A 21863-nucleotide genomic window follows, 5' to 3' on the forward strand; every position below is an offset into this window, starting at 1 on the left:
GAGTGGAATGGGCGGCAATGGCAACCGCCGCAGCGAAACTGAGGTGCTTCGTAGCACTGGCTGGACACTATATATAGGGTCTTAAATCAATTCAAGCCACTACCGGTAGTGTACCGCCCTGCGAATAGCGCCTTGCGTGTCGGGTTTTGTTTGAGCACGGAGTGCAACCCTCCGGCAAGTGTTGTACTGCCTTGTCTGCGGCAGAAAAACCTAGGCTGGATGCGGGTTCTCGCCGGATTTGCCTTGTTTGGCAGCGTAACTCCTGGGGCGAGGCATGTGTCCGGGTGTATCTGGCCGCAGCCAGCAAGTTAAAAATATTTCTCAGAGTCCGGTGCCGAGCGGGAAATAGCGGGCTTCCCAGCCGGTTCCGCGTTGCAGTCTTGGCCAGTTGAAGCCGGTTCCTGGGTCGTTTTTTCGGCCTGGGGCGATATGTTCATGGCCTGCGATATGGCGTATCGGATAGGCCTGTGCGATGGCCGGAACCAGGCTGGTCAGGGTTTCATATTGCGCGGCTTCGAAGCTGTCGCCTTCCAGGCCTTCCAGTTCGATACCTATGGAGTCATCGTTGCAGTTGCTGCGCCCCCGGTACTGGGATACCCCGGCATGCCAAGCCCTGTCGTCCGTACTCACAAACTGCCACAGCTCGCCATTGCGGCGTATATAGAAGTGGGCAGATACCTGCAGCCCGCGGATGCTGTTGAAATAGGGGTGGGCGTCCCAGTCCAGCGTATTGGCGAACAATGCCATCACCTCGTCTCCGCCATATTGCCCCGGCGGCAGGCTGATGGAATGGATCACCACCAGGTCGATGCGTGCCTGGGGTGGGCGTGGGCCGTAATTTGGCGAGCGTTGCTGGTGGGCAAAACGGTACCAGCCGTTTGACCACAGGGGGCGGCTGGGCTCGGTTGCTGCTTTAGGCGTCATGGGGCTCGTTGTCCTGCGGAGTGGCGATGTTGAGCCGTTCGATGCGGTAGCGTATCTGGCGCAGGCTCAGTCCCAGGCGATTGGCTGCCGCTGTGCGGTTGAAACCTGTTTCATGCAGTACCTTGACCAGGATCTCTCGCTCCTGCCGGTCCAGAAATGCCTGCAGGTCAGAGGGGACCGAGTCCAGGGTCCAGGGACTTGACGAGATACCGGGATCGGCGGGGGCCGTCGGCTCTGATGAGGTTTCGGGCAGCGGTACCAAGCCCATGTCCTGCGTGGGTTCAAAGTCCAGGTCCAGGTGCAAGGCTTCACCATCACCCATGGCGACCGCGCGGTGTAGCAGGTTTTCAAGTTCACGCACATTGCCGCCCAGCGGGTGGTTGGCCAACTGCTCCAGCAGTTCACAGGATAGGCGCGGTGGCGGCATGCCCGACTCTTGTGCGATGCGCTCCAGCAAGGCCTCGCATAGCGACGGCAGGTCTCCGCGGCGCTCGCGTAGTGGCGGGATGGCGATCTCGATCACATTCAAGCGGTAGTACAAATCCTGGCGGAAGCGGCCGGCCTTGACATCGGCGGCCAGGTCCTTGTGCGTAGCGCTGACGATGCGTACGTCTACCGCCTCTTCCTGGACCGAGCCCAGGGCACGTACGCTGCGCTCCTGTATGGCCCGCAGCAGCTTGGACTGCATGGCCAGGGGGAGGTCGCCAATTTCATCCAAAAACAAGGTGCCATTGCGGGCGGCCTGGAAGTAACCTTGTCGGTCTTGCGTGGCACCGGTGTACGAGCCTTTTTTGGCACCGAAGAACTCGGCTTCCAGCAGGTTCTCGGGGATAGCGCTGCAATTCACCGCCACCAGTGGGCCAGCGGCACGGTGGCTGTTGGCGTGCAGGGCTTGGGCCACAAGCTCTTTGCCGGTGCCTGATTCGCCTCGAACCAGTACCGGTGCCATGCTGCGCGCGACCTTGATGATGCGCTGCTTGACTTGCTGCATGGCGTCCGAGGTGCCCACCAATTTTTGTAGCGCACTGTCCCCGGACGCTGTGCGTTGGGGCGCTTTTTCATTCGGGATGGCGGTGCGCTGTGTTCGGTTGCTGTCCTGGATCGCCGACGCCACCACGGTGCGAAATTGCTTCAGGTCCACCGGCTTGGTCAGGTAGTCGAAAGCACCAGCCTTCAGTGCCTCCACGGCATTTTCGGCCGAGCCGTAGGCGGTCATGACGATGACGCGCTCAGCGCGTTGCTGGGCTTTCAGGCTGTGCAATAGTGTGCTCCCCAGGCCGTCGGGTAGGCGCATATCGGTGATCACGACGTCGAAGCGCTGCTGGTCCAGCATCAGGCGGGCCTCTTGCAGGTCGGCTGCAGTGTCGATACGGTAGCCCTCGCGCAGCAAGGTCAGCTCATACAGCGTGCGCAAATCGGGTTCATCATCCACCACCAAGACGGATGCCGGGGAGGATGCACTGGATGAGGCCATGGTCAGACAGGTTGGATATCTAAAGGACGTGCCGCCAGGCTGCTTGGCTTGGGCGGGCGGAACTGCACAAAAAACTCATTGCCTTGTACTTCCTGGCCATTGCGCATCCGCGTCGCACGCTGGTAGCCGATGCTGGCGCGGTGGCGTTCGCACAATTCCCGGCAAATATACAGACCCAGTCCGCTGGAGCGACTCTCAGAGCTGAAAAAAGGTTCAAACAAATGCTGCTCTACGGTTTGCTCCAGAGCTGGGCCGTCACTCCAGACCTGCAGATGCGATTGCTGGTTGGCCGACAGGCTGGTGCTGACCTGGATGGCCTCGGGCTGTGTGCTGACGTGGCGTGCAGCGTTGTCCAGCAGATTCAGCAGTACGCGCCGCAAATGGTCGGCATCGAAGTCCACCGGCATGCCCAGAGTGGCAGGGGTAACCTTGACTTGCTGGCGGCGCGCGTCCTGTTGCGTCCAATCGGCGCAAATGTTGTTGATGGCTTCGTCCAGACGGGTTTGCGGCGGCCGGCCGGTGCCGGAGTGCTGCAGGCGGGCAATACCCAGCACTTCATCGACGATCTTGGACAGCCGCAATGCATTCTGTTGCACCATATGCGTCAGCCGCTGGTGGGCCGGGTCTGTCAGGTCTTCTTCCAATAGCGCGTTGGCCTGGGTAATGGCGGCCAGTGGATTGCGGATCTCATGGGCTACGGCGGCCGACATGCGGCCCATGGCGGCCATTTTTTCAGTGCGTAGCCGGGCCTCAATTTCACGCAGATCGTGCAAAAACAGCACGCACAGGCTTTCCGTGCGAGCGGCCTGCGCCACCGTCATGCGGGTGCGGACCCGTACGCGGCGCGGGCTTTTGCCCGTCGCGTGGATGCTGATGTCACCGTTCTGGGGGCTCTCCGTGGCAAACGTCTTTTGCGCCAGCGCCAGCAGAGTGCGCCAACCGGGCTCACTGGACAGGAGTAGCGGAGGGCCTGCCTCTGCTCCCAGCAGCCAGCGGGCTGCCGGGTTGGCGGTACGGGTGGCGCCGTGGATATCGACCACCAGCACACCGTCGGCCAGGGTTTCGATCACCAATTCATTGACGCGGGTCTGCAGCTGTGCGTCCATCTGGCTGCGCAAGGCTAGCTGTTCTTCGCCCTCCAGTCGGGCTGCCAGTTGATTGACCAGGAAGGCAACCACGAAATACCCCATGCCGGTGAGCCCGCTTTGCACCAACCGGGCGGTACCGTCCGCGCTGTGGTGGGACGTCCACCAGGCTTCCAGCAGCAACAGCAGGGTCATGCCGGCCGCCGTACCCAGGGCAATGCGGCGCGAACCCTGCACCGCGGCCAGCAGTACTGGCAGCGCCAGCAGCGGGCTGTAGTTGATGCTGCTGGACTCCAGCAGCTGCAAAATGGAGAACACCAGCGCATCCACGCCGACCGTGCCGGCCCAGTAGCGGGCCGGCGGCTGTGCATCGCCGCTGGGGTGCATGCGCAGGCGCACCGCCAGGGTGCTGGCGAAATAGCCTACGCAGAACAGCAGCATCCACAGTGATACATCCTGGCCCAGAGCCCATAGTGAGACATGCAGCAGCAGAATAGCTAGCGCAATGCTGACCCGGGCTGTCATGAATCCGTACCAGACCCGTGCCAGCGCCAGCGGCGCGCCAGGGGCCTGCAGGGTAGGTGTGGTGTCTGCCATCACCCTTCTGCCTGCTTGCGGTGTGCTTCGCCGCAGTAAGCGCCGTGCGCCGTGTGGATGGCCTCGGGGGACGGCAGATGTACGCCGCAGACCCGGCAAGTCACCATGTTTTGCAACTCCGCAGGGCGGCGCGGCGCTTGGGGGCGTTCGGCGAGTCTCCTTGATCGCCACAGCCATACGCCGAACAACACGGCCAGCAAGACCAGCAACAGCTTCATATGCCGCGCCTCAACACCACTTCCAGTACAAACTGCGAACCCACATAGGCCAGCAACAGCAGGCCGGCGCCTATGTACAGCACCCGCACGGCTTTGCGCCCGCGCCAGCCAAAGCGGCTACGCCCCAGCAGCAGAATCGCAAAGGTCAACCAGGACAGCAGCGAAAACACGGTCTTGTGACTCCATCGCCAGCCATGTACTCCATACAGCTGTTCGTCAAAAAACCAGCCCACCAGCAGAGTGGCGGACAGCAGCACAAAGCCCGCCGTAACCAACCGGAACGTCAACCGTTCCAGCGTCAGCAAGGGTAGGCCGCTGGGTGCTTCTGCGGCGTTGCGCATCTGCCGTTCGGCCCGGGTCATCAGCCAGGCGTGCACCACCGCCGCCGCAAACAAGCCATAAGACGCAATGCCCAGGGCCCAGTGCAAAGGCAGCCAGGGCGAGGCGATGTCGTGTAGTGAACTACCCGGGAACAACAGGGCCAGTAGTACAGCTACCGCTCCCAGTCCGGCCAGGGCCCAGCGTGCCTCCAGCTGCGGGAACAGATGGCTTTCAACCGCATATACCGTCAGCACCAGCCAAGCCGTGACCGATAAGGCCGGGGCAAAGCCGAAGTGCGGTGGCGAGTCAAACAAGCCTATGCTGAGTGCCAGCCCGTGCAATAGCCAAGCCAGCCACAACGCGCTTTTGCTGGCCCGCATGCTGAGGTGCGGGGCGCCTAGCGCGGGTACCGCATAGGCCAGAGCGGCAGCCACGCACAGCAGCACGTTGGCGAAGGGCGCAGTCGTTAAAATCATGGGCACAGTTTAGCGTTTCGCCCCGTACCCAGTCCTTGGTGCGGGCCTGCCTTGCGCAGCACCCGCACAACCCTCTCCGGAAATTTCTTATGGCCTCCGCCCTCACCGACAAACTCTCCCGCCTGGTCAAGGAAATCCGGGGCCAGGCCCGCATCACCGAGTCCAATGTGGCCGACATGCTGCGCGAAGTGCGCATGGCCCTGCTGGAGGCCGACGTGGCCCTGCCGGTGGTGCGCGATTTTATTGCCCGGGTGAAAGAAAAAGCCTTGGGCCAGGAGGTCATGGGCTCGCTGTCGCCCGGTCAGGCGCTGGTGGGCATTGTCAACCGTGAGCTCAGCCGCACCATGGGCGAGGGTGTGAGCGACATCAATCTGGCCGCCCAGCCGCCCGCCGTGATTTTGATGGCCGGTTTGCAAGGGGCGGGTAAGACCACCACCACCGCCAAGCTGGCCAAGCACCTGATCGAAAAGCGCAAGAAGAAGGTGCTCACCGTGTCCGGCGACGTCTACCGCCCTGCCGCCATCGAGCAGCTGAAGATGGTCACCAGGCAAGCCGGTGCCGAGTGGTTCCCCAGCACGCCTGACCAAAAGCCCGCCGACATCGCCGCAGCCGCCATCGATTACGCCCGCAAGCACTACTTTGACGTGCTGCTGGTCGATACCGCTGGCCGCCTGGCCATCGACGAAGTGCTGATGAACGAAATCAAGGGCCTGCACGCGCTGCTCAAGCCTGTGGAAACCCTGTTCGTGGTCGATGCCATGCAGGGCCAGGACGCGATCAACACCGCCAAGGCTTTCTCCGATGCCCTGCCGCTGACCGGCATCATCCTGACCAAGACCGATGGTGATTCGCGTGGCGGTGCGGCCCTGTCGGTGCGCCATGTCACCGGCGTGCCAATTAAGTTTGCCGGTACCAGCGAAAAGATCGACGGACTGGAAGTGTTTGACGCTGAGCGCCACGCCGGGCGGGTGCTGGGCATGGGCGACATCCTGGCCCTGGTCGAACAGGTCACGGCTGGCGTGGACATGGCCGCCGCGCAAAAGCTCGCCCTGAAGGTGAAGAGCGGCGAGAGCTTTGACCTGAATGACTTCCTGGGCCAGATCCAACAGATGAAGCAGATGGGCGGCCTGTCCAGTCTGATGGATAAGCTGCCCACCCAGATGACCGCCAAGGCCGGTCAAATGGACATGGACAAGGCCGAACGCGATATACGCCGCAAGGAAGGCATCATCCACAGCATGACCCCGCTGGAGCGCCGCAAGCCCGACCTGATCAAGGCCACCCGCAAGCGCCGCATCGCCGCCGGTGCCGGTGTGCAGGTGCAGGAAGTCAACCGCATGCTGAACGAGTTTGGCCAGATGCAGGAAATGATGAAAAAGATGAAGGGCGGCGGCATGATGAAGATGCTCAAGCGCATGGGCGGTATGAAGGGCATGCCCAAGATGCCGTTCTAGGCTTTTAAGCCTTTTAGGCTGCTGGCGCAGGTGGAATCTGCACCAGCAGCTATGGTTTTTGTATCAGCCCTGTTTGATTTTCCACATCGCCAGCAGGGCGTCTTCCCAATCCTTTGCGAAACGGGGGGCGTCGAACAGGGCCGACGCCAATGCGCGGCCCCGCAGAGACAGTCGCAGCGTATTCAAGGCTTCGATATCCGCCGCATGTGCGCAGGCCTTGGCAACGTAGTCGTCTTCGTCTTCGGCAATCCAGTCGTTCAGGCCCACGCAGCCCAGCATGCTCACACCCTGGCGGGCAATCATGCTATGGCCGCGTAACGTTAAGGTTGGCACGCCCATCCATAAGGCTTCGCAGGTGGTCGTTCCACCGGTGTACGGAAAGGTATCAAGCACGATATCTATGTGTGCATAGCTTTCCAGGTACTTTTGCCGTGGCAACGGGCCCGTAAGAGTAACTCGGGACGCATCGATGCCTGCTCCTTCCAGTTTTGCTCGGAATTGTTGTTGGAACGCTTCGTCACTAACCTGATGGCTGGTCAGATGCAGTCTGGAGTGGGGCACAGCCCGCAAGACGCAGCCCCAGGTGGACAGTACGGCTGCGTGGATTTTGGTCAGCGATTGGTAGCTGCCAAAAGTAATGAACCGCTGCTGCAGAGCCGGCGCAGGGCTGAGTGGCAATGCGCTGTGCGGCGGGGTAAAGCAATGCCGCGTGTGCGGCATGTAGTACACCGCTTCTGTGAATTGGTTTTGCTCGCCAGGTGGCACGCTGGCGGTATCGGCCAGCACAAAGTCCATGCTTGGCAAGCCCGTGCTGGCCCAGTAGCCGAGCCAACTGATCTGTACAGGAGCTGGCTTCAAGGCGAACACGGGCAGGCTATTTCCGCCCGCGTGTCCGTTGAGGTCTATCAGGATGTGGATGCCATCGCCGTGGATTTTTTGGGCAATGTCCTGGGGGGCTTTGCCAAAAACCTTGTTCCATTGGGCAAAGCGGGGCTCCATGCGTTGGCTGAGGGCATCCATCTGGGTACCGGTGTCGTAGGCAACCAGCTGTATGCGGGCCGGGTTGGTGTGGGCCACCACGCCCTCCAAAAAATAGCCGACCGCACCATTGCATAGATCCGAGGAAATCAATCCAACCCGCAGCGGCTGGTTGGCTGCCATATTTGCCGAGGCAGGCCACTCAGAATAGGCGGTATCCGCCATCGCACTCAGTTGCGCACCAAAAGCCCGGGCTTCGGCCAGGTATTGGGCGGCCAGCGTGGTGGGGTCCGCGCTTAATGCGAGCAGCAGGTTGTTGCCACTTTCTACGTGGCGCGGGTCCAGCTGCATGGCTTTGCGAAAGCAAGTAATGGCGTCCGGCAGCCGCCCCTGGCGGACCAGGCAGCCGCCTAGATTGCTGCGAAAAACGGCGGTCGACGGCTGCAAATCGCATGCTGCCCGGAAACTTCTTTCGGCTTCGATGAAGTGACCCAGGGATGCTTGTAACGCTCCCAGGTTGCTATGCGCGTTGGCATCGTTTGGGTTGAGGTTTAATGCTTTGCGGCTGTGGCGCTCGGAATCCGTGCGGCGATTTAACTGCATGTACAGAAAGCCGAGGTTTTGGTGCACATCGGCTGCTTCGGGCGTGATGGATAGTGCCTGCAGTTGACTTTGCAGCGCCGCTTCCACCTGCCCCAAGCGGAAAAGGCAGGTCGCGCGACCCAAGTGAAAGCTGGCTTCGCGTTGTTCCAGGTCTAGCGCCTTGTCGAAATAGACCAGAGCCTCCTGCCAGTTTTCCTGGTTTTGCAGCATGATGGCCAGATTGCCGTAAGCCTGCGATAGGTGCGGATCCAGGTGCAGCGCGTGGGTATAGGCGCTCTGCGCGGCGGCCCATTCTTTTAGGTGAAAGTGCAGATTGCCCGAGAACAGGTGGAGCCCGGCATTCTGCGGGTAGCGTAGCAGCCCCTCGTTGATTGTGTCGCGTGCGCGTTCTAGGGCGCCAGCCTGGAATAAAACTTGGCACAACTCCCCATACAGGGGCTCAAACTCCGGCTGTAGCGCCTGCGCCTGTTCGAAATGCGGCACGGCCTCGGCGGGCTGCTGCAGGCTGGCACAGACCTGGCCCGACAGGTAGGCGGCGTCGAAGTTCTGTGGCTGCAGTTGCCGTGCCTGGGCCAACGCGGCCAGTGACGCATGCAATTGCCCGGCCTGCTGCAGCGCAAAACCCAGGCTGATGAAGGCGTCGGCCGATTGCGGGTCCAGCGTAGCTGCGCGCTGGTAGCAATCGATGGCGGCCTGCAGATTGCCCTGGTCTAGGTGGGCATTGCCCTGGCGGCGTTCCTGCGCGCTGGTGGTGGATGCCTGGGGCGCCGGTGCGCGCGAGGGGAGTAATTTTTGCAGCCAATGTTTCATGCCAGGACCGTGTTCAGTGCGCTAAAAGCTTACAGGCGTTTAACCAGCCATTCGGTTAGTTCTTCCAGGTAGGCATCGTCATAGCCGGCGTCCTTCAGTGTCCATTTGAACTGGTTGCCCAGCCGGGCGCGGGTGTAGATATTGAGCTTGTGGCTGGCCTTGAACTGCTGCACGCGCCGGTCCATCTGCAGCAGCAGATTCTGCGTTTTGGTCGCAAATTTTTTGTCTTTGCTGGGCCGGTCCAAGGGCATTTGCCCTATGAAAAACTGCGCCAGTTCGCCGCCGAATTCGTGGGCATCCTTGGCGTTAAACCAACTCAGTAGCATGGGCATCCTTATGGATAAAAAGTCGTGGCCGATTGTAGGAGGACCGTCAAGCGCACCGCGCGGGCATGGATGGCTTGCTATATCCAAACGAAAATGGTTCGGTTACAAAAAACATATCCGGCATTACCCTGGGTTCGCTGGGTTTGCAGACTTTGGGCGACTGAAGCGGGGCTTGCTGAGGTATTCTGAACATTAACTTACATTTTCGGGGCAAGATGGCTCACATGAAGAATCTCAAGATTTCCACCCGGCTGCTGGTATTGGTCGGTGTTTTATCGGCCTTGCTGGTGGCGATTGGCGCACTTGGTCTGTTCGGGATCGCCAAGTCGAATGGGGCCATCGAGTCCATGTACAAGGACCGCATGCAGACCCAGACCTGGGTATCTGACTTCTTGCTGCTCACCACGCGCAACCGCCTGCTGGTGTCCAACGCTCTGATGTCGCCGGTGCCGGAGAAGGTTGCCAAGGCCATGGCTGAGGCCACCGCCAATATCCAGAAGGTGAATACGGTGTGGACCTCGTTGTCGGCGGTGCCCATGGGGCCGGAGGGTAGCAAGCTGATCAAGGCGATTGGCGACCAGAACCAGAAGATCATGCAGGAAGGGCTGCAGCCTGCAATGGCCGCTCTGGCCAGCGAAGACACGGCCACGGCGCGGGTGCTGGTGGTGCGCAAGTTTGGTGATTTGTTCGACCCGCTGCTGGACAATACCAGCGCTCTGCTGACCCTGACCAAAGAGGCCACACTGCGTGATTACCAAGATGCCGAGGCGCGGTACCTGGTGATTCGCAATATTGCCATCGCCGCCATCGCTGTCGGTGTCGTGTTTGCAGTACTGTTTGGTTTTGCCTTGATGCGCAGCATCACCCGGCCGCTGCAGCAAGCCAGCCAGGTGGCGAATGCGGTGGCCGGTGGCGACCTGAGCCAGCAGATCGACACCACGGGTAAGGACGAAGTGTCGTCCGTGATGCTGGCACTCAGTTCCATGCAGTCCAGTCTGTCGCAGGTGGTGGCCACGGTGCGCCGTGGTTCGGAGAGCGTGGCCAATGCCAGCGCCGAGATTGCCGAAGGCAACCATGATCTGTCGGCCCGTACCGAACACCAGGCCAGCGCACTGGAGGAAACCGCTGCTTCCATGGAAGAGCTGGGCTCTACCGTGCGGCAGAACGCCGACAGCGCCTCCCAAGCCAACCAACTGGCCCTGCGTGCCAGCAAGGTAGCCATGCAAGGTGGCGAGGTGGTGGCCGAGGTAGTGACCACCATGCAGGGCATCAACGAGTCTTCGCGCAAGATCAGCGACATCATCGGCGTGATCGACGGCATCGCCTTCCAGACCAATATCCTGGCGCTGAATGCCGCCGTGGAAGCCGCCCGCGCGGGTGAGCAGGGCCGTGGCTTTGCCGTGGTGGCCAGCGAGGTGCGCAGCCTGGCTGGACGTTCGGCCGACGCAGCCAAGGAAATCAAGCAGCTGATTTCTGCCAGCGTGGAGCGCGTCGCCCAGGGCAGCCTGCTGGTGGACAAAGCCGGCACCACCATGACCGAGGTGGTGGATGCCATCCGCCGTGCCACCAGCATCATGGGCGAGATCAGTTCCGCCAGCCAGGAGCAAAGCCTGGGCGTGTCCCAGATCGGCGAAGCCGTGACCCAGATGGACCAGACCACGCAGCAAAATGCCGCGCTGGTCGAGCAGATGGCGGCCGCCGCCAGCAGCATGCGCGCCCAGGCGCAAGACCTGGTGGACGCGGTGGCCGTGTTCCGGCTGCCGCAGGACCACATGGCGCTGGTGCCGATTGGCAACAACTAGGCTAACCAGGCCAGCTAGCCGTACACCACACCAAGTCCAAGAGCATTTTCCTGGCACAGCGCAGACGGAATCTGTGCTGTATGCTATGTTTTAAATAGCGGTTTAATGCCTGTGTGGCAAGTTTATGGACTTGTCATAAAAACATGTAGTTACAACCGCTAAGGTCTAACCCTAGGTCGCCACGTCGGCGGCGCAACATCTCCGGGCGTAGCAGGCTGCACTTGTCTGGCCTCGCCCGTTGCACAGGGTTAGCACATGAAAAATCTCAAAATATCCACCCGCCTGCTGGTACTCGTGGGGGTTTTATCGGCCCTGCTGGTCGCCGTGGGGGCCATCGGCTTGCTGGGTATTTCCCAGTCGAACGCCGTGGTGGAAGCCATGTACAAGCAGCGGATGCAGTCGATTGCCGCCCTGGGCAATTACCAGTTCCTGGCCATGCGCGCGCGGCAGGTGATTTCCGACACGCTGATCGACCCCGTGCCCCTGGTGGTCGCCAAAAATATCCAGGAGGTGGGCGCCATCAGCGCTGCATCCCAAAAGGCCTGGGATACTTTCATCGCCACCCCGATGTCCCCCGCTGCAGCAGGCCTGGTGAAGGAGCTGACCCAGAAACGCCAAAGCTTCCAGCAAGAGGGCCTCAAACCGGTGATGGAGCGTCTGCGCGACGACGACTTTCTGCCCGCCCAGGTGCTGGTGCTGGGCAAGTTCACCGCCTTGTTCAACCCCATCAGCAACGACATCGTGGCCCTGCTCAAGCTGACCACCGACGAGGCCCAGCAAGACTATGACGCCGCTGTGCTGCGTTACCACGCCATCCGCACCGCCTGCATCGCCGCCATTGCCTTTGGCCTGCTGTTCTCCGTGCTGTTTGGCTGGACGCTGATGCGCGGCATCACCGCGCCCCTGCTGCGCGCTGGCGGCTTGGCCGAGGCGGTCGCCGGTGGCCACCTGGACCAGACCGTGGACACGGCGGGCAGAGACGAGGTGGCCGCCGTGATGCAGTCCCTGGCGGCCATGCAGGCCAGCCTGTCCACTGTGGTGGTAAATGTGCGCCAGGGGGCGCAGTCCGTGGCGGCTGCCAGTGCCGAAATCGCCCAGGGCAACCACCACCTCAGCGTGCGTACCGAGCAGCAGGCCAGCGCGCTGCAGGAAACGGCCGTGTCCATGGATACGCTCAGCGCTACCGTGCAGCACAACGCCAGCAGCGCCGTCCAGGCCAACCAGTTGGCCCAGCGCGCCAGCACGGTGGCCCAGCAGGGCGGTGCCGTAGTGGCCGAGGTGGTGACCACCATGCAGGGCATCAATGCTTCTTCGCGCAAGATCAGCGACATCATTGGCGTGATCGACGGCATCGCCTTCCAGACCAATATCTTGGCCTTGAACGCCGCCGTGGAAGCCGCCCGCGCCGGCGAGCAGGGCCGGGGCTTTGCCGTGGTGGCCAGCGAGGTGCGTAGCCTGGCTGGCCGCAGCGCCGACGCGGCCCGGGAGATCAAATTGCTGATCTCCGCCAGCGTGGACCGCGTCGCCCAGGGCACGGCGCTGGTGGACAGGGCCGGCGCCACCATGGGCGAGGTGGTGGACGCGATCCGCCAGGTGACCGCCATCGTGGCCGAGATCAGCGCCGCCAGCAGCGGCCAAAGCGCGGGCGTGGCCCACATCCTGCAGGCCGTGGGCCAGATCGACCAGGCGACCCAGCAAAACGCGGCCATGGTCGAGGAAATGGCCGCAGCGGCCCGCAGCATGAAGACCCAGGCGCACGAGCTGGTGGCCGCCGTGGAGGTTTTTACCCTGCCCGAGCAGCCGCTGCTTGGGGCTGTGGAGTCGCGTAGCTTGCTATTGAATACATAGCTGCTGGCGCAGGTTTTGTCTGCGCTAGCAGGTTTTTTGCTGGTTAGAATCCAGCGCCCATGTCTGTGCCTGCCATTTCTCGCCCCCGTTGCCCGGCCTGCCTGCGCCCGCAGCGCGCCTGCATCTGCGCCTGGGTGCGGCCGACCGCGCATACGGTGGAGCTGCTGGTACTGCAGCACCCGCTGGAGGTGGACCACGCCAAGGGCAGCGCGCGCCTGCTGCATCTGAGCCTGCCGCACAGCCGCATGCTGGTCTGCGAAGCCCTGGCGGACGCCGCACTGCTGACGGCTCCCTGGAGCCGGCCTGCGCCGCAACACACCGTGCTGCTCTACCCCGACACGCCGGAAGACGCTGCCCTGGGCCTGCTGCCAGCACCCGCGCTGGACCCCGCAGCGCTGCAAGACCCGACGCAGATCCGCCTGGTGGTGCTGGACGGCACCTGGCGCAAAAGCCGCAAGATGCTCTACCAAAGCCCCGCGCTGCAGCAGCTGCCGCGTCTGGGCCTGCGCGACGTGCCGGCCTCGCGCTACCGCATCCGCAAGGCGCACCGGCCGGACCAGTTGTCCACGCTGGAGGCGACATGCCAAGCCTTGGCCCAGCTGGAGGGCGACGCCGGGCACTTTCAGCCTTTGCTGGACGCGTTTGATGGATTTGTGGCGCAGCAACTGGCGTACCGGCCAGCTTAGGTCTGCTGCAGTTTTGATAGCTGCTTGCGCAAGTACTACCTGCGCCAGAGCCCGATTTCTTTTAAATCCCTAATGGATCGACGTCAATCGCCCAGCGGATCAGCCCCTTGGCTTCGGGCTGGCTGCGGGTGGCGCGCAGCACGGCTTGCCAGGTCGACAAGAAGCGTTGCAGCGCCTGGCGCGATGGGCTTTCCACCAGCATCTGGGCGCGCTCGACATTCGCCACCCGCTGTACGCCCATGGGCACGGCGGGGTAGAGCGTGACGCGGTCGGCATCAGGCACATCGCAGGCTGCGGCACTGGCCAGGGTCAGGAAGGCCTGGGCGGCCTCCTGCGTGCGCGCCTCGGCCCGCACCAGGGCCTGGTAGCTGAAGGGCGGCATGCCGGCCCCCAGGCGCTCGCCCAACTGGCTCTGCGCGAACGCTGGGTAGTCGTGCTGGCGCAGCGCGGTAAACAGCGGGTGGGTGGGGTGCTCGGTCTGCACCCACATCTCGCTGGCCGCGCTATGGGCGGCGTCGCGGCCGGCGCGGCCCCCGGCCTGCATCAGCAGGCTGAAGAGTCGCTCCGGCGCGCGGAAGTCGCTGGAGAACAGCGCGCCGTCCGGGTTGATAGCCGCCACCAGGGTGATGCGGCGAAAGTCGTGGCCCTTGGCAATCATCTGCGTGCCGACCAGCACGTCCACCGCGCCAGTGTGCACCTGGTCCAGCTGGGCTTCGAGCGCGCCTTTGGCCTTGGTGCTGTCGGCGTCTATGCGCGCCACCACCACAGCTCCGCCGTCGGGGCGGCGCAGGTTGACCAGTAGCTCGGCCAGATGTTCTTCCAGCCGCTCGGTGCCCCGGCCTACGGGCGAGATGTCGGGGTTGCCACAGGTCGGGCAGGCGCGTGGTACCGGCTCGGCGTAGCCGCAGTGGTGGCAGCGCAGGCTGCGGTCGATCTTGTGGAACACGCGGTAGGCGCTGCAGTGCGGGCATTCGCTCTTCCACTCGCAGGCGCTGCAGGCCAGCACCGGGGCGTAGCCGCGCCGGTTCAAAAACACCATGCTTTGCTCGCCGCGCTCAACCCGCTGCTGGATGGCGGCCAGCAGCGGGGGCGAGAACACGGTTTTCTTCTGCTGCAGATTCATGTCCACCAGCCGCACCTTGGGCAGGGCGCCGGCGCCTATGCGGCTGGGCATGGACAGGCGCACGTAGCGGCCGCCCTCCGCGGCCGGGCGGCTGTGGTGCCAGCTCTCCAGCGAGGGCGTTGCCGAGCCCAGCAGCACCTTGCAGGGCGTGGCTGCGGCGTCGGCCTGGGTGGCCAGGCGGGTTTCCAGCTGGCTGCGGTAGACGGCCAGGTCGCGCGCCGAGTAGCGGGCGCCTTCCTGCTGCTTGTAGCTGGGGTCGTGCTCTTCGTCCACCACGATGAGTTTCAGGTGCGGCATGGAGGCAAACACCGCCATGCGCGTGCCCAGCACGATGCGGGCCGTGCCATGGTGGGCCGCCATCCAGCTCTTCAGGCGCTGCGGCGGCGTCATGCCGCTGTGCATGGATACCACCGAGGCGGCGCCATACTGCGGCTCGAAGCGTTCGCGGAAACGCGCCTCCAGCTGCGGCGTGAGGTTGATCTCGGGCACCATCACCAGCGCCTGGGCGGTGGGGTCGCGGGCCAGCAGGCTTTGCACCAGCTGAAGGTACACCTCGGTCTTGCCGCTGCCGGTGGCGCCGAACAATAGGAACGGCCCGGCTTGTGCATCAAATTCGGCAATGGCGCTCGCCTGCTCTGCGCTGAGTGCTGCGGAATGTGTAGCGTTTTCGGTTCCTGCTGCTGCACCAATCGGTGGGCGCTTGAGTCGGCGTGCCAGTTGGGTGGTGTCCAGTTCGCGCAATTGCGGGGGCAGGGCGGCCAGCGCCACCTCGCCCACGGCGCGCTGGTAGTACTGGGCGGCAAACTGCACCAGGCCGCGCCAGGCGGCGTTCAGCGGCAGCAGCCCGTCCAGCGCCGCGCTGAGGGGGCGGATCTCGAATTCGCTTTCCTCGGGCATTACATCCCACACCACGCCTAGGGTTTCGCGCTTGCCCAGTGGCACCCGCACCAGGCTGCCGGGTGGCAGCGGCGTGGCGTGGCTGTAGGTCAGCGGGCCGGACAGTGCGCTGTGGGCGGGGGTTTGGACAACGACGGAAAGCCGGTGGGACATGTGGGGTGGTGGAGGGTGCAGCTTATGTGCGTTTGTTCACGAAAACTTGTGGATTGGAGCCTAAGTGCTTGATTTACAAATGATTTGAAAGCTATCCCAAGAAGCTGTGGATAACTTTGTTGATATCCCAAGCGGGGGCTCTGTAAAGGCCCGTAAATCAAGGCTCTCAACACTTTGCCTGTAAAAAAAGCATTTTCAGATGACTATATAAATCAACCACTTACGTGCGCTATTCGTTTTATAGCGGCTTGCTGCTTTACGGCCGCTTCACCAAAGGGCAAGCACAAGTTTTGTGCATAACTGGGGCTTGCCAAAACTATTTTTCGCGTGCAGGGCCGCTATTTAGGCCCGGATTCGGTGCGAAGCCCGGTGCACAGCGGCCACCAGCGCGGCCACATGCTCTGGCGGTGTGTACTGGCTGATGCCATGGCCCAGGTTGAAGATGTGTGTCGGCCCGGTGCCGGCGCCCTGATGGGGCCGGCCGAAGCTTTGCACCACCTTGTCCACCTCGGCTTCTATCTGCGCTGGCGGCGCGAACAACACGTTCGGATCGATATTGCCTTGCAATGCTTTGCTGCCGCCAACGAGAGCGCGCGCCTTGGCCAGGTTCACCGTCCAGTCCAGGCCCAGTACCTCGCAGTCCAGGCCGGCCATCTCGTCCAGCCACAGGCCACCGCCCTTGGTGAACACCAGGCGCGGAATGCGTTGGCCGTTGTGCTCGGTCTTGAGTTGCTTGAGCACCTGCTGGGTATAGGCCATGCTGAATTGCTGGAACGCGCCATCGGCCAGCACGCCGCCCCAGCTGTCGAAAATCATCACCGCCTGGGCGCCGGCTTCGATCTGGGCGTTCAGGTAGGCAGCCACCGCGTCGGCATTCACCTGCAGCATGCGGTGCATCAGGTCCGGGCGGCTGTACAGCATGCTCTTGACCAGGCGGTAGTCGTCCGAGCCCTTGCCCTCGACCATGTAGCAGGCCAGCGTCCAGGGGCTGCCGGAGAAGCCTATCAGTGGCACGCGGCCGTTCAGGGCCTTGCGGATGGAGGTGACGGCGTCGAACACATAGCGCAGCTTGTCCATGTCGGGCACCTGCAGCGCGGCCACGGCGGCCTCGTCGCGCACTGCGTGGGCGAAGCGTGGGCCTTCGCCCTGGGCAAAGCTCAGGCCCAGGCCCATGGCGTCGGGCACGGTCAGGATGTCGCTGAACAGGATGGCCGCGTCCAGCGGGTAGCGCTCCAGCGGCTGCAGCGTGACTTCGGTGGCGTAGTCGGTGTTGGTGGCCAGGCCCATGAAGCTGCCGGCCTTGGCACGGGTGGCCAGGTATTCGGGCAGGTAGCGGCCGGCCTGGCGCATCAGCCAGACGGGGGTGTGGTCGGTGGACTGGCGTAGGCAGGCGCGCAGGAAGCTATCGTTCTGGAGCGGGGCGAAGGACATGGCGGTGGAGGGCGGGCTAAACCTAGAAGCTTAACGCACCGGTCTCGCACTCTCTGGGCCGCTTTCTCATGCTATGGATTAAATAGCTGCAGCAGCAGGTTCAATCGGCGCTAGCGGCCTCAAACGCATAAACCCCTGTGGCTATACATCCCTTCCAGGGATTCCGCGGAACTGGCTTTGCCAGGCCGCTGGAATCGCCCCCTGCGTGTCGCATCGTTTTTTCAAACCGATGCGAGGGGGGGCGAAAAGTGCGCAGCACTGTAGCCTGGGGGTCAGCTAAATGACTCCGCGCGCGGACAGCACGGTGTGCGCCGTCTTGATGCATTTGTTCTGCACCACCCGCAGTCCGGCGGTCGTGGCGCGCTTGGCGGCTTCGCGGTGGGCGATGCCCTGCTGCATCCACACCGCCTTGGCTCCTATGGCAATGGCCTCTTCCACGATGGGCGGGATGTCCTGGCTCTTGCGGAAGCAGTTCACCACCTCGATGGTGTGCTCCTGCGCGGCGGCTTTCAGGCTGGGGTAGACCTTTTCACCCAGGATCTCGGTCGCATCCGTCACCGGGTTGACCGGAATGATGCGGTAGCCCCGCGACTGCATGGTGCTGGCAACGTCGTGGCTGGCCCGGCCCGGGTTGGGCGACAGACCCACGACCGCGATGGTGCGGGCATGGGTCAGTATTTGGCGGATGACATCAGCTTCGTTCATGCGCCACAGTTTACGCATGCAGGCGGTTCTGCGTGAATACCCTTAGCCGAAGTGGTCGAAGCCGGCCAGCGCCAGCTGCAATGCCTGGCCGTGGGCATCCACCAGGCGGATGGCCGGTCCCTGCGCCGTGCGGGGCTCTATTTGGCCGATGCGGGTCACCGGGGTCTGGGCTTGTGTGGCGGCGGCTTGCACGGCTTGGCGTGCGCTTGCGGGGGCGGTGAAGACCAGCTCGTAGTCGTCGCCGCCGGCCAATACGTACTCTCTTTGCTTTTCCAGGCTAAAACTGCCGCTAGCGCAGGAGATATCTGCGCGAGTAGCTATTAAACCTGTAGCGATATCGGCATCCACCACGGCGCCCACGCCGGAGGCTTGCAGGATGTGGCCCAGGTCGCCCAGCAGGCCGTCGCTGATGTCGGCGGCCGCACTGGCCACGCCGCGCAGCGCCAGGCCCAGCGCCACCCGGGGTGTGGGGCGCTCCAGCCGCTGGCGGGCCTGGGTAAAGGCCGCTTCGGGCAGCGACAGCGTGCCGCGAAAAACTTCCAGCGCCATTCGTGCGTCACCCAGCGTGCCGCTGACGTACAGGTCGTCACCCACGTGCGCGCCGGAGCGCAGCAGCGCCTGGCGAGGGGGGACTTCGCCAAAGACGGTGATGCAGATGTTCAAGGGTCCGCGCGTGGTGTCGCCGCCCACCAGTTCGCAGCCGTGGGCGTCGGCCAAGGCCAGCAGGCCTTGCGAGAACGGTTCCAGCCAGGCAGCGTCGGCATTGGGCAGGGCCAGGGCCAGGGTGAAGGCCAGGGGCTGGGCGCCGCAGGCCGCCAGGTCGCTGAGGTTCACTGCCAGTGCCTTGTGGCCTAGCGCCGCCGGGTCCACGGTGGACAGAAAGTGCCGGCCTTCGACCAGCATGTCGCTGGAGATGGCCAGCTGCATGCCGGGGCGCGGCTGCAGCAGGGCGCAGTCATCGCCCACGCCCAGCACCGCGCGCGGCGTGGGCCGGGTGAAGTAGCGGCGGATCAGGTCGAATTCGCCCATGCTGGCGCTCAGTGCAGGGTGTGCGATGCGGGCAGGCCGCTGTCGCCAGTGGAGTCGAGCACAAAGGTGGGAATAGGTACGTCGAAGCGTTCGCCGTCTTCGGCCACAAAGAAGTAGCTGCCGCGCATCGCCCCGGTGCTGCTGCGCAGCTGGCAGCCGCTGCTGTATTGGAAGGATTCACCGGGCTGCAGCAGCGGCTGGTGGCCCACTACGCCCAGGCCTTTGACCTCTTGCAGATGGCCGTTGGCATCGCTGATGTTCCAGTGGCGCGAGATCAGCTGCGCCGCTACGCTGCCGGTGTTGCGGATGGTGATGGTGTAGGCGAAGCTGAACACGGATTGCGCGGGCGCGGACTGCTCCGGCAGGTACTGCGGTACCGCTTCGATGGTGAACTGGTATTTGGGCATGGCGGCATCGTACAGCGCCGTTTTGGCCCTTGCCGGGCAAGGCCTGCGAAAATACGGCCCATGAAAAATTACCGCATCGCCCCCTCGATCCTGTCCGCCGACTTCGCCCGCCTGGGCGATGAGGTTAAAAATGTCATCCAGGCCGGTGCTGACTGGATCCATTTTGACGTGATGGACAACCATTACGTGCCCAATCTGACCTTCGGGCCGATGATCTGCAGCGCCCTGAAGCCGCACGCCAAAAAGCCCGACGGCACGCCAGTGCCCATTGACGTGCATTTGATGGTGCAGCCCGTGGATGCGCTGGCCGCTTCGTTTGCCGATGCGGGGGCTTCCTTGATCAGCTTCCACCCCGAAGCCTCGGGCCATGTGCACCGCAGCGTGCAGGCCATCAAGTCCAAGGGCTGCCAGGCCGGCGTGGTCTTTAACCCCGCCACGCCGTTGGACGTGCTGGATTGGGTCATTGACGATATCGACCTGATCCTGATCATGAGCGTCAACCCGGGTTTCGGCGGACAAAGCTTTATCGACTCGGCCCTGCGCAAGATTGAGCAGGCGCGCAAGCGTATCGAGGCATCTGGTAAGGACATCCGCCTGGAAGTGGACGGCGGTATCAAGACCGACAACATTGCGCGTGTGGCTTCGGCTGGCGCCGATACATTTGTGGCGGGCAGCGCGATTTTCGGCAACCCTGATTACAAGGCGGTGATTGACAGCATGCGCGGCGCTTTGGCGGGCGTGTGACCTACCATCCGCATATGAATTACGGGACAGCGCCATGGCTTTGATCATCACCGATGAATGCATCAACTGCGATGTGTGTGAGCCCGAGTGCCCGAATGATGCGATCTACCTGGGCGAGAAGATCTACGAGATCGACCCGCACAAGTGCACCGAGTGCGTGGGCCATTTCGACGAACCGCAGTGCGTGCAGGTCTGCCCTGTCTCCTGCATTCCGGTGAACCCGGATTTTGTGGAAGACAAGGAAACCCTGCTGCAGAAATACCGGCGGCTGCAGGCCGGTATCGCCAAGCCCTAGCTCTTGTCAGGGGTCGCCGGAGCCTCTGGTGCTTTTGGGGTTTCCGGCGGACGCTCCGGCTTGGGCCGTGGCGGTTTGGTGGTGTGGATGGCCATGGTGGCCTTGTTCATATCGCCGGCCAGCAGGGCTGGCACGGCTTTCAGTGCGCGGTGCATGCTGTCTTCGATGGCATGGCGGTGCTCCGCTGAGGGCTTTTTGAGTACCCAGTTGGCGACTTCTTCCCTGGACCCGGGGTGGCCTATGCCGATGCGCAGCCGCCAGTAGTCCGGGCTGCCCAGTTGGCCGTGGATGTCGCGAAGGCCGTTGTGGCCCGCATGGCTGCCGCCTAGTTTGAGTTTGGCCTGGCCGGGGACCACGTCCAACTCGTCGTGCACCACCAGAATCTCGGCCGGCTGAATTTTGAAGAAGCGGGCCAATGCCGCCACCGATTTGCCAGACAGGTTCATGAAGGTCTGTGGCTTGAGCAGCCAGCGCGGCTCCCCGTCCACTACCGTGCGGGCCACAAAGCCGTAATAACTTTTATCTGGCTGCAGGCTGGTTTTCAGCTCTTGTGCCAAGGCATCTATCCACCAGAAACCGGCGTTGTGGCGGGTCGCCTCGTATTCGGGGCCGGGGTTTCCCAGGCCAACAAACAATTTGATCATGCGCAGATTATCCCGAAGCAGAAACAAAAACGGCCCACCGAGGTGGGCCGTTGTGCAAGGCTAAGAAGTGGATTACTTCTTGGCTGGCTTGGCGCCGGCCTTGCCCTTGGCGGGTGCAGCAGCAGCGGCAGCGGGGTCCACTGCCACTTCTTCGGCCAGAGCCACGACGGACACCAGGGCGGGGTTTTCTTTGCCGCGGGTCACAACCGACACGCCCTTGGGCAGGGTCAGGTCCTTGGCATGCAAGGAAGAGCCCTTGGTCAGGCCGCTCAGGTCCACAGCGATGAACTCAGGCAGATCGGCAGGCAGGCAGGAAATCAACAGCTCGGTCACCACGGGGGTGACCAAGCAGTTTTCCGTCTTCACAGCGGGGGACACTTCCTGGCCGCTGTAGTGCAGTGGCACTTTCATGGTCAGCTTGGTGTCGGATTCCACGCGTTGGAAGTCAACGTGCAGGATCAGCTGACGGAAGGGGTGCATTTGCACGTTGCGCAGCAGAACCTTGCTTTCCTTGCCAGCCAATTCCATGTCCAGAATGGTGGAGTGGAAGGTTTCCTTTTTCAGGGCGTGCCACAGCGCGTTGTGATCGACTTCGATCTGGCTGGCAGGCGTAGCGCCACCGTAAACGATGCCGGGGGTGCGGCCGGTAATGCGGAGACGGCGGCTCGCACCCGTGCCCTGCTTTGCGCGCTCAAAAGCGACGAATTTCATAACTAACTCCTGTAAGAGTGCACCGCGACCAGTGTCACTCCGGTTTCATAAAAACCGGTGGGCACAGTGCACACCGGTCTGCTTTTTGTCCTGTTCAGAACAAATAGGGGAGGCTGCTGGGA

At 62.9% G+C, this 21863-nt stretch carries 20 protein-coding genes; 6 read left to right on the forward strand and 14 right to left on the reverse strand.

Going from position 1 to position 21863, the window contains the following annotated elements; genetic code table 11:
* Nucleotides 1–321: 321 nt before the first annotated feature.
* The 5 genes from ampD to AC07VY_RS19410 are packed head-to-tail and all read right to left on the reverse strand — an operon-like array spanning nucleotide 322 to nucleotide 5095.
* Nucleotides 322–924 carry a 1,6-anhydro-N-acetylmuramyl-L-alanine amidase AmpD gene (ampD, locus tag AC07VY_RS19390; RefSeq protein WP_495098950.1) on the reverse strand — a complete coding sequence of 201 codons (603 nt, stop codon included), beginning with the start codon at nucleotides 922–924 and terminating at the stop codon, nucleotides 322–324.
* Nucleotides 914–2398 (reverse strand): sigma-54-dependent transcriptional regulator, encoded by a 1485-nt coding sequence (locus AC07VY_RS19395; RefSeq protein WP_495098949.1) that lies wholly within the window; start codon nucleotides 2396–2398, stop codon nucleotides 914–916. Before AC07VY_RS19395 ends, ampD begins: the two co-directional genes overlap by 11 nt.
* Nucleotides 2399–2400: 2 nt before the next feature.
* The gene (locus AC07VY_RS19400; protein WP_495098948.1) at nucleotides 2401–4080 is read right to left on the reverse strand and encodes a sensor histidine kinase; all 1680 of its coding nucleotides are present in this window, start codon (nucleotides 4078–4080) and stop codon (nucleotides 2401–2403) included.
* Nucleotides 4080–4298, reverse strand: coding sequence for a PP0621 family protein (locus tag AC07VY_RS19405; RefSeq protein WP_495098947.1), 219 nt, complete (start codon nucleotides 4296–4298; stop codon nucleotides 4080–4082). The genes AC07VY_RS19400 and AC07VY_RS19405 overlap by 1 nt, the downstream gene beginning before the upstream one ends.
* Entirely contained in the window at nucleotides 4295–5095 is an 801-nt protein-coding gene (locus AC07VY_RS19410; RefSeq protein WP_495098946.1) for a cytochrome C assembly family protein, read from the reverse strand. Before AC07VY_RS19410 ends, AC07VY_RS19405 begins: the two co-directional genes overlap by 4 nt.
* Nucleotides 5096–5184: 89 nt before the next feature.
* Between AC07VY_RS19410 and ffh the strand changes: the two genes are divergently transcribed.
* Nucleotides 5185–6549 carry a signal recognition particle protein gene (gene ffh, locus AC07VY_RS19415; protein WP_495098945.1) on the forward strand — a complete coding sequence of 455 codons (1365 nt, stop codon included), beginning with the start codon at nucleotides 5185–5187 and terminating at the stop codon, nucleotides 6547–6549.
* Between the two features lie 63 nt (nucleotides 6550–6612).
* On the opposite strand, the gene AC07VY_RS19420 is transcribed toward ffh, so the two are convergent.
* Together AC07VY_RS19420 and AC07VY_RS19425 are read right to left on the reverse strand one after the other, a co-directional pair.
* The gene (locus tag AC07VY_RS19420) at nucleotides 6613–8940 is read right to left on the reverse strand and encodes a tetratricopeptide repeat protein (protein WP_495098944.1); all 2328 of its coding nucleotides are present in this window, start codon (nucleotides 8938–8940) and stop codon (nucleotides 6613–6615) included.
* Between the two features lie 29 nt (nucleotides 8941–8969).
* Nucleotides 8970–9266, reverse strand: coding sequence for a hypothetical protein (locus tag AC07VY_RS19425; RefSeq protein WP_495075122.1), 297 nt, complete (start codon nucleotides 9264–9266; stop codon nucleotides 8970–8972).
* A 224-nt stretch (nucleotides 9267–9490) separates the two neighbouring features.
* Here AC07VY_RS19425 and AC07VY_RS19430 point away from each other — a divergent pair, with 224 nt between their 5' ends.
* The 3 genes from AC07VY_RS19430 (at nucleotide 9491) to AC07VY_RS19440 (ending at nucleotide 13602) form a co-directional block, all read left to right on the forward strand.
* The gene (locus tag AC07VY_RS19430) at nucleotides 9491–11068 is read left to right on the forward strand and encodes a methyl-accepting chemotaxis protein (RefSeq protein ID WP_495098943.1); all 1578 of its coding nucleotides are present in this window, start codon (nucleotides 9491–9493) and stop codon (nucleotides 11066–11068) included.
* Nucleotides 11069–11323: 255 nt separating this feature from the next.
* Nucleotides 11324–12916: a methyl-accepting chemotaxis protein gene (locus tag AC07VY_RS19435; RefSeq protein WP_495098942.1), complete on the forward strand. Its 1593-nt coding sequence runs from the start codon at nucleotides 11324–11326 to the stop codon at nucleotides 12914–12916.
* Nucleotides 12917–12975: 59 nt separating this feature from the next.
* On the forward strand, nucleotides 12976–13602 hold the full coding sequence (locus AC07VY_RS19440) for a tRNA-uridine aminocarboxypropyltransferase (protein ID WP_495098941.1): 627 nt from the start codon (nucleotides 12976–12978) through the stop codon (nucleotides 13600–13602).
* Between the two features lie 61 nt (nucleotides 13603–13663).
* On the opposite strand, the gene priA is transcribed toward AC07VY_RS19440, so the two are convergent.
* The 5 genes from priA to apaG form a co-directional block, all read right to left on the reverse strand.
* On the reverse strand, nucleotides 13664–15775 hold the full coding sequence (gene priA / locus AC07VY_RS19445) for a replication restart helicase PriA (protein ID WP_495098940.1): 2112 nt from the start codon (nucleotides 15773–15775) through the stop codon (nucleotides 13664–13666).
* Between the two features lie 342 nt (nucleotides 15776–16117).
* Nucleotides 16118–17206 (reverse strand): uroporphyrinogen decarboxylase, encoded by a 1089-nt coding sequence (hemE, locus tag AC07VY_RS19450; RefSeq protein ID WP_495098939.1) that lies wholly within the window; start codon nucleotides 17204–17206, stop codon nucleotides 16118–16120.
* A gap of 276 nt (nucleotides 17207–17482) precedes the next feature.
* Nucleotides 17483–17929 carry a CoA-binding protein gene (locus tag AC07VY_RS19455; protein WP_495075128.1) on the reverse strand — a complete coding sequence of 149 codons (447 nt, stop codon included), beginning with the start codon at nucleotides 17927–17929 and terminating at the stop codon, nucleotides 17483–17485.
* Nucleotides 17930–17953: 24 nt separating this feature from the next.
* Nucleotides 17954–18940: a thiamine-phosphate kinase gene (gene thiL, locus AC07VY_RS19460; RefSeq protein WP_495098937.1), complete on the reverse strand. Its 987-nt coding sequence runs from the start codon at nucleotides 18938–18940 to the stop codon at nucleotides 17954–17956.
* Between the two features lie 8 nt (nucleotides 18941–18948).
* Nucleotides 18949–19347, reverse strand: a complete 399-nt coding sequence (apaG, locus tag AC07VY_RS19465) for a Co2+/Mg2+ efflux facilitator ApaG/CorD (RefSeq protein ID WP_495075130.1) — start codon at nucleotides 19345–19347, stop codon at nucleotides 18949–18951.
* Between the two features lie 60 nt (nucleotides 19348–19407).
* Here apaG and rpe point away from each other — a divergent pair, with 60 nt between their 5' ends.
* Entirely contained in the window at nucleotides 19408–20091 is a 684-nt protein-coding gene (gene rpe / locus AC07VY_RS19470; RefSeq protein WP_495098936.1) for a ribulose-phosphate 3-epimerase, read from the forward strand.
* Between the two features lie 34 nt (nucleotides 20092–20125).
* Nucleotides 20126–20386, forward strand: a complete 261-nt coding sequence (locus tag AC07VY_RS19475) for a YfhL family 4Fe-4S dicluster ferredoxin (protein WP_490592199.1) — start codon at nucleotides 20126–20128, stop codon at nucleotides 20384–20386.
* Here AC07VY_RS19475 and pth read toward each other — a convergent pair.
* Together pth and AC07VY_RS19485 are read right to left on the reverse strand one after the other, a co-directional pair.
* A complete protein-coding gene (gene pth / locus AC07VY_RS19480) occupies nucleotides 20383–21030 on the reverse strand; it encodes an aminoacyl-tRNA hydrolase (protein WP_495098935.1) in 648 nt (215 codons plus the stop codon). The genes AC07VY_RS19475 and pth overlap by 4 nt on opposite strands.
* 72 nt (nucleotides 21031–21102) lie before the next feature.
* Nucleotides 21103–21741 carry a 50S ribosomal protein L25/general stress protein Ctc gene (locus tag AC07VY_RS19485; protein ID WP_495098934.1) on the reverse strand — a complete coding sequence of 213 codons (639 nt, stop codon included), beginning with the start codon at nucleotides 21739–21741 and terminating at the stop codon, nucleotides 21103–21105.
* Nucleotides 21742–21863: the final 122 nt, after the last annotated feature.

The organism is Rhodoferax sp. GW821-FHT02C08 (assembly GCF_059421805.1).

Excerpts from the sequence above, each read along its gene's own strand:
- ampD (WP_495098950.1), bottom strand. The coding sequence starts at position 924 with ATGACGCCTAAAGCAGCAACCGAGCCCAGCCGCCCCCTGTGGTCAAAC.
- AC07VY_RS19395 (WP_495098949.1), bottom strand. The coding sequence starts at position 2,398 with ATGGCCTCATCCAGTGCATCCTCCCCGGCATCCGTCTTGGTGGTGGAT.
- AC07VY_RS19400 (WP_495098948.1), bottom strand. The coding sequence starts at position 4,080 with ATGGCAGACACCACACCTACCCTGCAGGCCCCTGGCGCGCCGCTGGCG.
- AC07VY_RS19405 (WP_495098947.1), bottom strand. The coding sequence starts at position 4,298 with ATGAAGCTGTTGCTGGTCTTGCTGGCCGTGTTGTTCGGCGTATGGCTG.
- AC07VY_RS19410 (WP_495098946.1), bottom strand. The coding sequence starts at position 5,095 with ATGATTTTAACGACTGCGCCCTTCGCCAACGTGCTGCTGTGCGTGGCT.
- ffh (WP_495098945.1), top strand. The coding sequence starts at position 5,185 with ATGGCCTCCGCCCTCACCGACAAACTCTCCCGCCTGGTCAAGGAAATC.
- AC07VY_RS19420 (WP_495098944.1), bottom strand. The coding sequence starts at position 8,940 with ATGAAACATTGGCTGCAAAAATTACTCCCCTCGCGCGCACCGGCGCCC.
- AC07VY_RS19425 (WP_495075122.1), bottom strand. The coding sequence starts at position 9,266 with ATGCTACTGAGTTGGTTTAACGCCAAGGATGCCCACGAATTCGGCGGC.
- AC07VY_RS19430 (WP_495098943.1), top strand. The coding sequence starts at position 9,491 with ATGAAGAATCTCAAGATTTCCACCCGGCTGCTGGTATTGGTCGGTGTT.
- AC07VY_RS19435 (WP_495098942.1), top strand. The coding sequence starts at position 11,324 with ATGAAAAATCTCAAAATATCCACCCGCCTGCTGGTACTCGTGGGGGTT.
- AC07VY_RS19440 (WP_495098941.1), top strand. The coding sequence starts at position 12,976 with ATGTCTGTGCCTGCCATTTCTCGCCCCCGTTGCCCGGCCTGCCTGCGC.
- priA (WP_495098940.1), bottom strand. The coding sequence starts at position 15,775 with ATGTCCCACCGGCTTTCCGTCGTTGTCCAAACCCCCGCCCACAGCGCA.
- hemE (WP_495098939.1), bottom strand. The coding sequence starts at position 17,206 with ATGTCCTTCGCCCCGCTCCAGAACGATAGCTTCCTGCGCGCCTGCCTA.
- AC07VY_RS19455 (WP_495075128.1), bottom strand. The coding sequence starts at position 17,929 with ATGCGTAAACTGTGGCGCATGAACGAAGCTGATGTCATCCGCCAAATA.
- thiL (WP_495098937.1), bottom strand. The coding sequence starts at position 18,940 with ATGGGCGAATTCGACCTGATCCGCCGCTACTTCACCCGGCCCACGCCG.
- apaG (WP_495075130.1), bottom strand. The coding sequence starts at position 19,347 with ATGCCCAAATACCAGTTCACCATCGAAGCGGTACCGCAGTACCTGCCG.
- rpe (WP_495098936.1), top strand. The coding sequence starts at position 19,408 with ATGAAAAATTACCGCATCGCCCCCTCGATCCTGTCCGCCGACTTCGCC.
- AC07VY_RS19475 (WP_490592199.1), top strand. The coding sequence starts at position 20,126 with ATGGCTTTGATCATCACCGATGAATGCATCAACTGCGATGTGTGTGAG.
- pth (WP_495098935.1), bottom strand. The coding sequence starts at position 21,030 with ATGATCAAATTGTTTGTTGGCCTGGGAAACCCCGGCCCCGAATACGAG.
- AC07VY_RS19485 (WP_495098934.1), bottom strand. The coding sequence starts at position 21,741 with ATGAAATTCGTCGCTTTTGAGCGCGCAAAGCAGGGCACGGGTGCGAGC.